15 protein-coding genes are annotated in these 14,292 nt (G+C 56.9%); 5 read left to right on the forward strand and 10 right to left on the reverse strand.

What is annotated here, in order from left to right; all coding sequences use genetic code 11:
* Positions 1–537: 537 nt before the first annotated feature.
* Positions 538–1,317 (reverse strand): succinate dehydrogenase iron-sulfur subunit, encoded by a 780-nt coding sequence (locus tag AC2FI9_RS10775; protein WP_058273522.1) that lies wholly within the window; start codon positions 1,315–1,317, stop codon positions 538–540.
* Positions 1,318–1,480: 163 nt separating this feature from the next.
* Between AC2FI9_RS10775 and AC2FI9_RS10780 the strand changes: the two genes are divergently transcribed.
* Positions 1,481–2,536 (forward strand): glycosyltransferase family 4 protein, encoded by a 1,056-nt coding sequence (locus AC2FI9_RS10780; protein WP_496767509.1) that lies wholly within the window; start codon positions 1,481–1,483, stop codon positions 2,534–2,536.
* Positions 2,537–3,182: 646 nt separating this feature from the next.
* On the opposite strand, the gene sdhA is transcribed toward AC2FI9_RS10780, so the two are convergent.
* The 8 genes from sdhA to AC2FI9_RS10820 form a co-directional block, all read right to left on the reverse strand.
* Positions 3,183–4,991 (reverse strand): succinate dehydrogenase flavoprotein subunit, encoded by a 1,809-nt coding sequence (gene sdhA, locus AC2FI9_RS10785; protein ID WP_496767513.1) that lies wholly within the window; start codon positions 4,989–4,991, stop codon positions 3,183–3,185.
* Positions 4,992–5,015: 24 nt separating this feature from the next.
* Positions 5,016–5,387 (reverse strand): succinate dehydrogenase, hydrophobic membrane anchor protein, encoded by a 372-nt coding sequence (gene sdhD / locus AC2FI9_RS10790; RefSeq protein WP_496767517.1) that lies wholly within the window; start codon positions 5,385–5,387, stop codon positions 5,016–5,018.
* An 11-nt stretch (positions 5,388–5,398) separates the two neighbouring features.
* Positions 5,399–5,782, reverse strand: a complete 384-nt coding sequence (gene sdhC, locus AC2FI9_RS10795; protein ID WP_496767521.1) for a succinate dehydrogenase, cytochrome b556 subunit — start codon at positions 5,780–5,782, stop codon at positions 5,399–5,401.
* Between the two features lie 200 nt (positions 5,783–5,982).
* The gene (locus AC2FI9_RS10800; protein WP_496767523.1) at positions 5,983–6,645 is read right to left on the reverse strand and encodes a DUF1194 domain-containing protein; all 663 of its coding nucleotides are present in this window, start codon (positions 6,643–6,645) and stop codon (positions 5,983–5,985) included.
* A 57-nt stretch (positions 6,646–6,702) separates the two neighbouring features.
* Positions 6,703–7,731, reverse strand: a complete 1,029-nt coding sequence (locus AC2FI9_RS10805; RefSeq protein ID WP_496767526.1) for a MaoC family dehydratase — start codon at positions 7,729–7,731, stop codon at positions 6,703–6,705.
* Positions 7,731–7,937, reverse strand: coding sequence for a DUF1737 domain-containing protein (locus AC2FI9_RS10810; protein WP_496767528.1), 207 nt, complete (start codon positions 7,935–7,937; stop codon positions 7,731–7,733). Before AC2FI9_RS10810 ends, AC2FI9_RS10805 begins: the two co-directional genes overlap by 1 nt.
* A 13-nt stretch (positions 7,938–7,950) precedes the next feature.
* A complete protein-coding gene (locus AC2FI9_RS10815) occupies positions 7,951–8,505 on the reverse strand; it encodes an NnrU family protein (RefSeq protein ID WP_496767534.1) in 555 nt (184 codons plus the stop codon).
* 6 nt (positions 8,506–8,511) lie between these two features.
* Entirely contained in the window at positions 8,512–9,369 is an 858-nt protein-coding gene (locus AC2FI9_RS10820) for an HpcH/HpaI aldolase/citrate lyase family protein (protein ID WP_496767537.1), read from the reverse strand.
* A 170-nt stretch (positions 9,370–9,539) separates the two neighbouring features.
* Here AC2FI9_RS10820 and AC2FI9_RS10825 point away from each other — a divergent pair, with 170 nt between their 5' ends.
* Positions 9,540–9,839, forward strand: a complete 300-nt coding sequence (locus AC2FI9_RS10825; protein WP_282120109.1) for a hypothetical protein — start codon at positions 9,540–9,542, stop codon at positions 9,837–9,839.
* Here AC2FI9_RS10825 and AC2FI9_RS10830 read toward each other — a convergent pair whose 3' ends face one another.
* Positions 9,840–10,595: a sulfite exporter TauE/SafE family protein gene (locus tag AC2FI9_RS10830; RefSeq protein WP_496767538.1), complete on the reverse strand. Its 756-nt coding sequence runs from the start codon at positions 10,593–10,595 to the stop codon at positions 9,840–9,842.
* Positions 10,596–10,755: 160 nt separating this feature from the next.
* Between AC2FI9_RS10830 and mdh the strand changes: the two genes are divergently transcribed.
* From mdh to sucD, 3 genes are all read left to right on the forward strand, one after another.
* Complete coding sequence (gene mdh / locus AC2FI9_RS10835) at positions 10,756–11,718, forward strand: malate dehydrogenase (protein ID WP_058273532.1); 963 nt, start codon at positions 10,756–10,758, stop codon at positions 11,716–11,718.
* Positions 11,719–12,081: 363 nt separating this feature from the next.
* The gene (sucC, locus tag AC2FI9_RS10840; RefSeq protein WP_058278788.1) at positions 12,082–13,275 is read left to right on the forward strand and encodes an ADP-forming succinate--CoA ligase subunit beta; all 1,194 of its coding nucleotides are present in this window, start codon (positions 12,082–12,084) and stop codon (positions 13,273–13,275) included.
* Between the two features lie 83 nt (positions 13,276–13,358).
* Entirely contained in the window at positions 13,359–14,240 is an 882-nt protein-coding gene (sucD, locus tag AC2FI9_RS10845) for a succinate--CoA ligase subunit alpha (protein WP_496767540.1), read from the forward strand.
* Positions 14,241–14,292: the final 52 nt, after the last annotated feature.

Consider the following 14,292-nt stretch of genomic DNA (forward strand, 5'->3'; position numbering starts at 1 on the left):
GGGAAGCCGCCCTGCTATTGACCCTTCAGACATTGAGTTGGCGCGTCGCTGCCCTGCTGCTGCGCGCCACAGAATGCACACACCCAAACGCCTTCCTTACGGTGCTGCCGCCAGCGGCAGTCCCGGCTCAGGGACGAGGTGCGCGAGCGCCACAGAAAATAGGCAAACACGCCGCCTGCCAAGATAAGAAGCAAAATGGGCATGACCAAAGCATGACCCATTTTGAGTGCCGGCCGCAAGCCTGACGTCGACTTAGGCTGCGTTTGCGTATTCGAAAAGCTCAGGTTCGTGCTTTTCTTCCACCTCTACAGGCTCGGGCGTGTAGTAGGTCCACGCTTGATTTAGAAGCTCCAGAGCTTCAACAGCGCTCGTTTTGGATTGTTGTCTTTGATTTTGCATCGGAGCGGTCCCGTTTTCGGTCTCATCACTCCTCCCTGATCACAAAGATAGTCTGGATCAGGGGCCATCGCATTACACAAATCTGCAACTGCGACATGCACTTACCGCAAGGCGGCAAGTGCATGATTTTCATACGCTTTAAACTGCGCGATCAACCATCATCTTTTTGATTTCGGCAATCGCCTTGGCCGGGTTCAGACCCTTCGGACAGGTCTTGGCACAATTCATGATCGTGTGGCAACGATACAGTTTGAACGGATCTTCCAACTCATCCAATCGTTCACCCGTGGCTTCGTCACGGCTGTCGATGATCCAGCGATACGCATGCAAAAGCGCAGCGGGCCCAAGATAGCGATCCCCGTTCCACCAATAGCTGGGGCACGAGGTCGAGCAGCTGGCGCACATCACGCATTCATACAGCCCATCCAGCTTCTTGCGATCTTCGATAGATTGCTTCCACTCTTTCGCAGGACGGTTGGTCTTGGTTTCCAGCCACGGCATGATGCTTGCATGCTGCGCGTAGAAATGCGTCAGGTCAGGGATCAGGTCCTTGACGACCGGCATATGCGGCAGCGGGTAAATCTTAACATCACCCTTGATTTCATCCATGCCGTAGATACAGGCCAGCGTGTTGATCCCGTCGATATTCATCGCGCAGGAACCGCAGATACCTTCGCGGCAGGATCGGCGGAAGGTCAAGGTTGGGTCGATTTCGTTCTTGATCTTGATCAGCGCGTCCAGAACCATCGGGCCGCAGCTGTCCATATCGACAAAATAGGTGTCTACACGTGGATTTTGACCGTCATCCGGGTTCCAGCGATAGATCTGAAACTTACGAACATTGGCCGCGCCTTCAGGCTTCGGCCAAGTTTTACCTGTGGTAATCCGAGAGTTCTTTGGCAGGGTGAGTTGTACCATTTCCGACCTCGCTAAAATCCTGCGTATAGATATACTCGGCAGGCCGGAAAGCCAACCTTTTAACCTTGAAAACACCCAAGAAAATTGGGCAAGTTCACTACAAAATTCCCGCGGTGCACATGGATCGTGCCGCCAAAGAAACGAGTTGAGTTCAGGACAGTGAATGCCGATTAATGTCGTCAACATACCCTACGGCAATAAGAACCCTTACCAGAACATGCTGTATTCGGCCTGCAAGCCAGAGTTCTGCTTGATTGCTTCCAGAAGCGCTCCTTTGTCCGCGTTTGCAAAGGCTGATTTTCAACCCGATCAAAGCATCATTCATATACATTGGGACGACCGGTTGTTCCCCACGCCGGAAACGGAAGAGCAGGCTTCTGATTTTCGGGCCACCTGTGACGGCATGAGACAGTATCAGGCCAATGGCGGGAGATTGATCTGGACCATTCACAATCAGTTTGCGCATTCCGAAGGTTTCAAGACAGATTATTTCCGCAATATCCGCCAGGAATTGGCGGATATTGTCGACCTAGTTCACGTTCACACGCCCCATGCCCGGCAACATATGATTGATGATTATGGCACTGACCCGGAAAAACTGCGTCTCATTCCGCATCCGAGCTATCTTGGTGTTTACGAACCGGCAGAGCAAACGTTGAAACGCCCCCTTCCTCTGCGCGAGCGCACCCATTTCTTAAGCTTTGGAACAATGCGGGGCAGCCGTGAATTGGGGCGGTTGGGAGATGCCGCAAAAAAATTGACTAGTCGCGGGCACGACTTTCAGGTGTCAGTCGTCGGGCGTGTGTATCCGTCCGGCCGCCGCCTGATGCGCCGCTTGCGGTCAAACCGCAATACTACTGTTATGCCTGAACGAATTCCCGATTCCGAAATAGCCCAAGTGTTCGCAAATGCGCATGCATACATGCTGCCGTCGACGACCACTTTTACCTCGGGAACGGCTATGCTGGCGCAGACCTTTGGCTTGCCGATTATCGGCCCCGACATTGATGCGCACAAGCATATTACCCCAGAGGCCTGTCATGATCTGCTCTATCCCGCGCAAAACCCAAGAGGCTTGATCCGCATGATGATGCGTGTACTCAGCATGTCCGATGAGGAGTTGGCCAAAAAACGTCAGGCCTGTCTCGACTTTGCGGTTGAACGCAGCCCGCACCGAATATCCGGCGACCTGAAACGTGCGCTGTCTGAGCTGACCTAGATGCGGTCACCCGTTACACGATACCCGTCGTACGCGGTAAAAAACTGATTTCATCCAAACCTGGCGCGTCTTTCTGGTAAAAGTCATGAAGAATGTTTCGTGCTCACCTTCGGTGGGCACGCGCCGAATAAATCCGCTGTTCTCGCGATCGATGACCCAGCTTTCAATGCCGTTTTCATGCAACCAACGCGCATAACACACATCCACGAATTTCTGGCTGGATTCCACGTACTCGTAGGGCGCAATGTTACGGCCAAGCGCAACCAATGCCCCTGTTCACAGTTGGTCCACACGCTGCATGTTTTGTAACAGTTGGCCGAACTTAATTGGTGTTCTTTGATGAACGTTTTCCGGAGCTGTACTGGAATAAGTGGTCCCATGCGTGCCGATGACCACTTTGTCCGCGTCGTGGTTTTCTAGGCATTTGACCATGCGCTGAACATAATCATCGCTGTAGCTCAAATCGTCGTCGCCCAAAAACGGGCAGTTAGACAACCTAAATCTTGCAAGCATTTAATGGCAGGCTGGCTGACCCACAATAAAGGGCCGCAGACATCATGTCAGCGGCCCTTTCTATTCTTCGTTTCACTAATCCGCCGCATGTGCCGTCCGATTAGCGAGCCACTTCAAGGCGGGGTCCGCTTGATCAGAACGTCCGCGCTTTGGGCGCGATTTTCTTCAGGCTGATGCCGCCTTCGTCTTCGGTTGTCAGCGGATCGGCAATGACCGGGCGATAGCTAAGATCAACCTTGTTGCCATCAACACGCGACACTGTGTGGACGCGCCAGTTTTCATCATCACGCTCGGTGAAATCCTCATGCGCGTGCGCGCCGCGGGATTCCTTACGCGCCTCGGCGCCGACAATCGTGGCCAACGCACTTGGCATCAGGTTGGTCAGCTCCAGCGTTTCCATCAGGTCGCTGTTCCAGACCAGCGAGCGGTCGCTGACTTTTAGGTCGTCCATCTTGGCGGCGATCTCCGTCATCTTGTCGACGCCCTCGGCCATGGTTTTTGCTGTCCGGAAGACCGCTGCGTCTTCCTGCATGGTCTTCTGCATCTCAAGACGCAGATCGGCGGTAGCGATTGCACCGCTGGCATTACGTACCGCGTCAAAGCGGTCGAACGCCTTATCGACCGACGCCTGGTTCAGCACCGGGTTCGGTGCCTCGGCATCCACTACCTTGCCCGCTTTGATTGCAGCAGCGCGGCCAAACACCACGAGGTCGATCAGTGAGTTCGAGCCCAGACGGTTCGCCCCGTGAACCGAGGCACAGCCTGCTTCACCCACAGCCATCAATCCGGGGACAACGCCCGTCGGGTTGTCAGCGGTCGGGTTCAGAACCTCACCCCAATAGTTGGTTGGAATGCCGCCCATGTTGTAGTGCACGGTCGGCAGAACCGGTATCGGTTCCTTGGTGACGTCTACGCCCGCAAAGACACGTGCAGACTCGGAAATCCCCGGCAGACGTTCGGCCAGCGCCTCGGCCGGCAGGTGGCTGAGGTTCAGGTGAATGTGGTCGCCACCGTCACCATGGCCGCGACCTTCGCGGATCTCCATCGTCATCGAACGCGAGACGTAATCGCGAGGTGCGAGGTCCTTGTACTGGGGCGCGTAGCGTTCCATGAACCGTTCGCCTTCGCTGTTGGTCAAGTAACCACCCTCGCCTCGCGCACCTTCGGTGATCAGGCAACCCGAGCCGTAGATGCCGGTCGGGTGGAACTGTACGAATTCCATATCCTGCAGCGCCAGACCCGCGCGGGCCACCATGCCGCCGCCATCGCCGGTACAGGTATGGGCCGAGGTCGCGCTGAAATAGGCACGACCATAGCCGCCGGTCGCCAACACCACCATTTTGGCATTGAAGACGTGCATCGTGCCGTCATCCAACTTCCAGCAGACGACGCCCTGACATTGCCCGTCTTCGGACATGATCAGGTCGATGGCAAAGTATTCGATATAGAACTCGGCGTTGTTCTTGAGGCTTTGACCATAGAGCGTGTGCAGGATCGCGTGACCGGTCCGGTCCGCAGCAGCACAGGTCCGCTGCACGGCAGGACCTTCGCCGAATTCGGTGGTGTGACCACCAAACGGGCGTTGATAGATCTTGCCTTCTTCAGTACGGCTGAACGGAACACCGTAGTGTTCCAGCTCATACACGGCCTTGGGTGCCTCACGCGCAAGGTATTCCATTGCATCGGTGTCACCCAGCCAGTCCGAGCCTTTGACGGTGTCGTACATGTGCCACTGCCAGTGGTCCGGACCCATATTGGACAGAGATGCGGCGATCCCGCCCTGCGCGGCAACCGTGTGCGAACGCGTCGGGAACACTTTGGTCACGCACGCTGTACGCAGACCCTGCTCAGCCATGCCCAGCGTGGCGCGCAGACCTGCGCCGCCAGCGCCGACAACAACCACGTCATATTCGTGTGTTTCGTATTCGTATGCAGCTGTCATTTGATTATTTCCTTACCGCGCGTTTCACAGAGCCAGCTTGATCAGGGCAAACAGCCCGGCAGCAATCAATGTGTAGCCAAACGCCGCGACGGCCATGAGGCTCAGCTTTTCTGCGACACCATGAACATAGTCTTCGATCGCAACCTGCGTCTCACGTACCAGATGGATGATAGCGACGACCAAAGTCAGGCCGGTTACAATCGCCGGGAATGGGCGGCTGTAGTAGGTCAGAACCTCTTCGTATGATCTGCCCAATCCGCTTGCGAAGACAAAAACGAAAAGTGGCACCAGAACGACCAGAGCGGCCGAGCTGACCATCATCTGCCAGTGATGATGTGTACCTTCGCCTCCGGCACCGGTACCCTGCGCGCGTTTGCGGTCAGTGAGGTAATTCATGGCCAATCTCCTTAAACCGCAATTGCCGTGATGAAGGCGAGGATGGTGGCCAACACCAGCATGCCGATCCCCATCTTTTCGGAGGTACCGACATCTACGCAATACCCCAGATCCCAGATCACGTGACGCAGACGACCCAGCATGTGATAGAAGATCGCCCAGGTCGCAGCGAACATCACCAGATCACCCAGCCAGCTTCTCATCAGCCCATCGATGAAGTTGAATGCCGTTTCGGATGTTGCCGCCGCCAGGAACCACCAGACGACAAAGAATGCGATCGCTAGCGACGCAATACCCGTGATGCGCACAAGGATCGATGTCATCGAAGTCAGTTGGGGGCGGTAGATCGTGAGGTGAGGTGAAAGAGGGCGGTTGCCCCGATTTACATCGGCCATGTTGGCTCCTTTACGGTTGGCTTCCGAAGGTTTTACTGTTTTTTGCGGTTCTGTCACGTGCTGCAGATGCAAAAAAGTTCACAATTGACGCAAAATGACGGATATTTGCATTATGTGATCACACAAAATAAGCTCGTGATCACAAATTGTTTTCCATCCATCACGATGTTAGCGCCTGCAGATTCGATTCTGTTGTGCGGCTATTTCAAATCAGCGGTTTGCTGGGTCACCTCGCGCAGCAGTTTCTTACGAATCCGCTCGGGGTAATCAGCAAACCCTGAGGCTGAGACGACAAACGCCCCCTCGCCCACGATCACATTTTCAAAGAAATACGCGGTCAGATCCGGTTCGCTTTCTTCGATTGCAATCGCGTTCACCGTTACACCGCGTGTCCGCAGAATTCTGTGCACGTCCGATGGTTCCACCCCCTCGTTCGACACCCCATCGCCAGAGATATCGATCAGGTGGCGTTTGCAATCCGACACCACATCGAAATAGGACATGGTCGTTTCCAGCGCCTCGCCAATTGCGGTGGAAAAGTTGCGCCAGACTCTTGGATCGTTAGCCACCTTCACTGCAAACTGATCAATTGCCTCGAAACTGTCGATCTGTGTCCACGGAACAGTGACCATCTGACGAGAGGACCCTGTCCACTGCACTAGCATCACGCGGGCTTTCCCACGCACCAGCGCCTCGGACACAATTGGATCGCGCAACCCCGCAGCAAGGCCATCCATCTGAATTCGATACTCGGTCGAATCCACCGAGCCTGAGACATCTACAGCCAGCGCTAATGCCAGATCGCAGGCATAAGCGGGTGGCGTCAGACAGGCGCAGGCAACTATCGTGCGAAGCAAGGTCATGACCACAGCCTAACACGATTGGCGCTGGCTGCGATCAAATGAATGTCTCCACGAGTATCAGATCGGCATCAAGGCCCAGTAATCCAGATCAAGCAGGACATTGGGCAGATAACGACCGTCTTCGTTTTTCAACTCAAAAGGCGCGCCGCCCTTTGTGGCGACCAGCCGCAGGCGAACCGCACCAACACCCGGAATGGCAGTTTCCGCCTTATCCAGAACTTCGGACCAGGCTTTGATCGTATCGCCGGCAAAGCAGGGGTTCGCATGCGCGCCACCGTTCAGGCCAACGATCATCTGTGCGTTAGCCAACCCGTTGAACGACAGGGTCCGCGCCATGGAAATCACGTGACCGCCATAGATCAGCCGCCCTTCGGGGCGGAAGGTCAGATCGAAATGCACCTTGGCAGTGTTCTGCCACAGGCGGGTGGCCAGCATATGCTCGGCCTCTTCGACCGTGACGCCATCGACGTGATCAATGGTCTCGCCAATCTCATAGTCGCCCCAGCGATGCGCCTCACCAGCCTGAGCGAAATCGTACTGAGAGAAATCAAGGCCCTCGGGCGCGATCAGATCCTTCGCGTCCAGCGCCTTTTTCAGTTCCGGCACCACAGTCTCGGGTGCGGGCGCATCCAGATCCGATTTCCGCACCATGACCCAGCGCACATATTCGATGACTACTTCATCGCGCTGGTTCAGGCCGCGCGTTCTCACCCAGACGACGCCTGTTTTACCGTTCGAGTTCTGTTTGAGGCCGATCACCTCGGATTCCGAACGCAGCGTATCGCCGGAATAGACCGGCTTTAACCAGCGCCCTTCGGCATAGCCCAGATTGGCCACGGCATTAAGCGAGATATCGGGGACAGTCTTGCCAAACACGACATGAAACGCCGCCAGATCATCAATGGGACTTTGCGGCAGACCACAATTCCGGGCGAATTCGTCCGAGGAATACAGCGCATGCCGCGCCGGATAGAGCGCATGGTACAGCGCCCTCTCGCCATTGGTCACCGTGCGCGGCACGGCATGGTGCAACACCTGACCGATGGAATAGTCCTCGAAAAAGCGGCCCGGATTGGTTTTTGCCATTATTGCTGTCCCAGTTTCATGTCAGGTGAATAGTCGGCCTCGACCTCTTTGGTCACGGCCTGCGCGCAGCGCATCATGCGGCTGTTATCGTCATAGGCATAGGACGGGTCGCCATACAGCTCCCACCCTTTTGCTAGTGCGTCTGTTACTTTGTGGCAGAAGGCGGATGTGTCTTCTTCGGTCAACAAACGATAGAGTTTTGCCATGATGTCAGATCCCTTACGAGGCGAACGGTGACGGACCGACCAGCCCGTGAACGTAACCGATGACACCCATCAGCACGATCGAGGCCACAAAGAACATCGCGTCCTTGCCATAGGTGCCGGGTTCACCGGGCGTCCAGTCAGGTTCAGACTTGTTGATTACGATCACCTCAACCACAGCCCAGGCCAACAATCCGCCAAACAGGATGATCGAGGCCAGATCTCCATTCACCAGCAAATGCGCAAAAGCCCACAGCTTGAACCCGCCAAGCATCGGATGGCGGAGCTTGTTCAGAATACGGCCCTTGGTTCCGGCGGGGCTCAACATGAAGATCGCGATCAACACCAGCAGGTTGTTGATGTGAATCATGAAGGTCGGCGGAGCCCAGACATAGATGAAGTCGGTCATGCGATAACCGAAGATCATCAGCAAAATCGACGCGACCAAAGCTAGCGCAACCGCGCCCTTGCCAGCGTCGCCCATTGCGGCGCGCCGCGCCGGCATCACACGTTTGAACAGATGTGCGGCCCACCATAGTGCCACGCCGAGAATCAGAAGAACAAAGCCCATGCTGGCTTACCCCGCTTGCAAAGCTGTAATCGCCTCCGCTTTTGCCAGAATATCGCGGGCAGTTACAACGTGCAGATTTTCCACGATCTTGCCATCGACCACGGCAACGCCCTGCCCTTGTGCCTCGACCTCTTCAAAGGCGGCAATCTGGCGGCGGGCCAGATCAATCTCGGTCTCGGACGGTGCATAGGCTGCGTTGGTGACATCGACCTGCGCGGGGTGGATCAATGTCTTGCCGTCAAAGCCCATGTCTCGGCCTTGCGCACATTCGGTGGCCAGACCTTCGACGTCCTTGAATGCGTTATAGACACCGTCAACAATGATCAGCCCCTCGGCCTTGGCGGCCAGCAGGCACAGACCCAGCGAAGTCATCAGCGGCAGGCGGTCCGGGCGGAAGCGGGTTTGCAGTTCTTTCGCAAGATCGTTAGTGCCCATGACGAACCCGGCCATCAATGGATGAGCGGCGATCTCGGCCGCGTTCAGCATCCCGCGTGGGGTTTCCATCATCGCCCAGATTGGCAGGTCACCGGTAATCGCGGCCAGCGCGTCCACATCGGCAGCCGAATTCACCTTGGGCAGCAGGACCACATCGGCATCCATTTCACGCACGGCCTCTGCGTCTGCACGGCCCCATTCGGTATCCAGACCGTTGATGCGCACGATTTTGACCCGTTCGCCATAGCCGCCCGCGGCCAGAGCCGCCTTAAGCGTTTCGCGTGCATTGCCCTTCTCATCGGCAGACACCGCGTCTTCAAGATCAAAAATGATCGCATCCACAGGCAGGGTGCGCGCCTTGTCCAGCGCCCGGTCTTTCGAACCGGGGATATATAGAACAGAGCGATAGGGGCGCTGGCGCGGGTCCATTGGCTTCTCCCGAAGAAATAAAGTTGCGCGGAATGGGGCATTTTTTGCCGGAAAGTTCAAGCGCAAAATCGCCGCATCGCAGCATTCGCGACGCAACGTGCGTTCCTTTAACGGAATTTCGGTTCGCGGTCGGCACCCTGACCGGCAAATGAAATCGAAAAGGGTCGAACATGCACAAGACACTGCTGAAGATGACGATGGGCCTTGGAATCATGGTTCTGGCTGCACAACAGGCCCACGCCCGCAACTGCGCACCACGTGACGAGGTGATAAAACGGCTGACCGAAACTTACGGCGAAACGCGCCAGGGGATCGGCATCGCGCGTCAAGGCGCGGTGATGGAGCTTTATGCGTCGGACCAAAGCGGCAGCTGGACGATCACCGTGACACTGCCGGATGGAATGACCTGCCTTGTTGCCTCGGGTCAGGCTTATGAAATGATCGCCGATGCCCTGCCGCCCAACGTCTGATCAGGTCAAAGCGTCCCAGATCAGTTTACTGCCCGTGAGCGTCAGCAGCACATAGGCGATGCCAAAGAACAGGCGCTCGGACAGCATGAAATGCGCCCGCACCCCCAACCATGCTCCAAGAATCGCGAACGGGGCCAGCAACAGATCAGCCCAAGCGGTGTGCCACGTGAAAAGGCCGAGATAGGCGTAAGGCACAAATTTCGTGATGTTGATGACCCAGAAGGCCAATACAGTGCTGGCCTGAAACTCGGTCTTCGACAGGCGTTGCGACAGCAGGTAAACGGCGGCTGGCGGGCCGCCCGCATGGCTAACAAAGCTGGTGAAGCCAGCAACCAGTCCAGCGAACAGTCCGGCGGGGGCAGGCAGTCTGTTTGTGAAGCCGCGCACCCAGCCTTTGGATTGACTGACGTGCCAAACGACAAAACCAATGGAAATCCCCCCGATCAGTAGGCGCAGCAGATCATCATCGGTGGCGCGATAAAGCCATGCGCCCAACGCCACGCCAGGCACGGCCCCAAGGATCAACAGGCGCGAATCCGGCCAGCTCCAGCGTTTCCAATAGGGCCCAAGTGTTGCAACATCGATCACCATCAAGATCGGCAGCATGAGAGCCAGTGCCTGCCCCGGCTCCAATATCAACGCCAGAATCGATGAGGACGCAAAGGCCACGCCTGAGCCAAAGCCACCCTTCGAAATACCCGCAAATATCACAGCCGGTATCGCTACAACAAAAAACATCAGGTTCAATTCGAACATGCAGCGCCCCGGTTTCGGCCTGTATCCTTGGCCGTTTAGCGCAATCAGCCCAGGCAGTGCAAACGGTATGCGGTTGCATGCCGCGCCGCTGAACACTTGCGCGAAAGCCATTTAGCGACTAGCACAGCCGCGATTTCAATTCCGACCGGAGATTTTCCAAATGGCCAGACCCAAGATTGCGCTTATCGGCGCTGGGAACATCGGCGGCACGCTTGCGCACCTCGCAGCTGTCAAAGAACTGGGTGACGTTGTCCTGTTCGACATCGCAGACGGGCTGCCGCAGGGCAAAGCGCTCGACATCGCCGAATCCGGCCCTTCGGAAGGGTTCGACGCAGCCATGTCCGGCACCAGCGACTATGCCGATATCGCAGGCGCAGACGTCTGCATCGTCACCGCTGGCGTGGCCCGCAAACCCGGCATGAGCCGTGATGACCTGCTGGGCATCAACCTGAAAGTCATGAAGTCGGTCGGCGAAGGCATCGCAGCCCACGCACCCGACGCGTTCGTGATCTGCATCACCAACCCGCTGGATGCGATGGTCTGGGCTCTGCGCGAATTCTCGGGTCTGCCGCACAACAAGGTCTGTGGCATGGCTGGCGTTCTGGACTCAGCCCGTTTCGCGCACTTCCTGTCGGAAGAGTTCAACGTCTCGATGCGTGACGTCACCGCGTTTGTTCTGGGCGGCCACGGCGACACAATGGTGCCGTCGGTGCGTTATTCGACCGTAGCAGGCATCCCCCTACCCGATCTGGTCGAGATGGGCTGGACCACACAGGACAAGCTGGACGCCATCGTTCAGCGCACCCGTGATGGCGGTGCCGAAATCGTTGGCCTGCTGAAAACTGGCTCGGCTTACTATGCGCCTGCCACTTCGGCGATCGAAATGGCCGAAGCCTATCTGAAAGACCAGAAACGCGTTCTGCCCTGCGCTGCATATTGCAGCGGTGAGCTGGGCGTAGACGGTCTGTATGTGGGCGTACCCACCGTGATCGGTGCCGGTGGTGTCGAACGGATCGTCGACATCAAGCTGAACGAAGACGAACAAGCCGGGTTCGACAATTCGGTCAACGCCGTCAAAGGCCTGATCGAAGCGTGCAAGGGCATCGACAGCTCGCTGGCCTGATCCCTCTGCAGCGGTAATTCAGAACCCGGTTCACCATTGGTGAGCCGGGTCTTTCTTTGGACGATTACGGCGCCATTGAATCCACATGTCCCCGGCGCAGCTGCCATGAAAACGTTTGAATCCGCCGTCTCGGCGGACTGGCTAGGTTTAGCGCTAGCTGAAATCTCTCTTTATTCTAAAGGCCGTCATCGACGACGAATCAAAGGGGTGACCTTCATTGCATTTTGTGATCACACCCAAAAAAACCGTGATCACAAATAATGAAAATCTTCGTGAAAAACTGCTTCCCTGTCAAAAAACCCTTTAAACTTGCCCCCTAGACACCCCTATAACGGTGTAACGCAGTCAGACAGGACAGTTTCGATGAACATTCACGAATATCAGGCCAAAGCGCTTCTTCGCAGCTATGGCGCTCCGGTCTCCGAAGGTCGCGCGGTTCTGCGCGCTGAGGAAGCCAAAACCGCAGCCGGTGAGCTGGATGGCCCGCTCTGGGTTGTCAAAGCACAGATCCACGCGGGTGGCCGTGGCAAGGGCTCCTTCAAAGAGGCTGACGCCGGTGAAAAAGGCGGTGTTCGTCTGACCAAGTCGGTGGAAGAAGCATCCGAGGAAGCCAAGAAGATGCTGGGCCGTACGTTGGTCACGCATCAAACCGGCCCCGCGGGCAAGCAAGTCAACCGCATCTACATCGAAGCCGGTTCCGGCATCGAACGTGAACTGTACCTTGCCCTGCTGGTGGATCGCCAGACCAGCCGCATCTCGTTCGTCTGCTCCACAGAAGGTGGCATGGACATTGAAGAGGTTGCTGCTGCAACGCCCGAGAAAATCCTGTCCTTCTCGGTCGATCCGGCAACAGGCTATCAGCCCTATCATGGCCGCCGCATCGCCTTTTCGCTGGGGCTGGAGGGCGCGCAGGTCAAACAGTGCGTCAAACTGATGAGCCAGCTGTACGCCGCCTTCGTCGAGAAGGACATGGAGATGCTGGAAATCAACCCGCTGATCGTGTCCGACAAGGGCGACCTCAAAGTGCTGGACGCCAAGGTCGGCTTTGACGGTAACGCGGTTTACCGCCATCCGGATATTGCCGAGCTGCGCGACACGACCGAGGAAGACCCCAAGGAACTTGAAGCCTCTAAGTACGACCTGAACTACATCGCGCTGGATGGTGAGATCGGCTGTATGGTGAACGGTGCCGGTCTGGCGATGGCGACAATGGACATTATTAAGTTGTATGGCGCCGAGCCTGCCAACTTCCTCGACGTTGGTGGTGGTGCCACCAAAGAGAAAGTGACCGAAGCGTTCAAGATCATCACCTCGGACCCGCAGGTCAAAGGCATTCTGGTCAACATCTTCGGCGGCATCATGCGCTGTGACGTGATTGCCGAGGGCGTTGTCGCCGCGGTGAAAGAAGTCGGCCTCAAAGTTCCGCTGGTTGTGCGTCTTGAAGGCACGAATGTCGAGAAGGGCAAAGAGATCATCAACACCTCTGGCCTGGACGTGATCGCGGCGGACAACCTGAAAGACGGTGCCGAGAAGATCGTGAAGGCCGTCAAAGGCTAATCCCAATTCCGTGGGGTGGGATTTGCCCACCTTTCCGACGAATTCAGGCAGGCTCAGGCCCGCTTAAAACAGGAGAATGCCAAATGGCAGTCCTCATCGACGAAAATACCAAAGTGATCTGTCAGGGCTTTACTGGCTCGCAGGGCACATTCCACAGCGAACAGGCCATCGCGTATGGCACCAAGATGGTCGGCGGCGTGACCCCCGGCAAAGGCGGGATGACCCATCTTGACCTGCCCGTATTCAACTCGGTCCACGAGGCCAAGCGTGTGACCGAAGCCAACGCCAGCGTGATCTATGTGCCGCCGCCCTTTGCGGCAGACTCGATCCTCGAAGCGATTGATGCCGAGATGGAGGTGATCGTCTGCATCACCGAAGGCATCCCGGTTCTGGACATGATGAAGGTGAAGCGCGCTCTAGAGGGCAGCAAGTCACGCCTGATCGGCCCGAACTGCCCCGGTGTGATCACGCCCGACGCCTGCAAGATCGGCATCATGCCCGGCCACATTCACAAACGCGGGAGTGTGGGTGTCGTTTCCCGCTCGGGTACGCTTACTTATGAAGCTGTGAAACAGACAACAGACGTAGGCCTGGGTCAGTCCACCTGCGTGGGTATCGGCGGCGACCCGATCAAAGGCACCGAGCATATCGACGTGTTGGAATGGTTCCTGGCCGATGACGAAACCGAGTCGATCATCATGATCGGTGAGATCGGTGGCTCGGCCGAAGAGGAAGCCGCGCAGTTCCTAGCGGATGAGGCCAAGAAAGGCCGCAAGAAGCCGACCGCCGGTTTCATCGCAGGCCGCACAGCCCCTCCGGGCCGCCGCATGGGCCACGCGGGCGCGATTGTCGCCGGTGGCAAAGGCGGTGCCGAGGACAAGATCGAAGCCATGCGCTCAGCCGGTATCGTTGTGGCCGAAAGCCCCGCCCAGCTGGGTGAGGCTGTGCTGGAAGCGATTGGGTAACCCCGCACATACCATGTGTAGGCCGGGCTTCTGCCCGGCTTGCATTCACGAG

The organism is Ruegeria sp. CDSA246 (genome assembly GCF_059611225.1).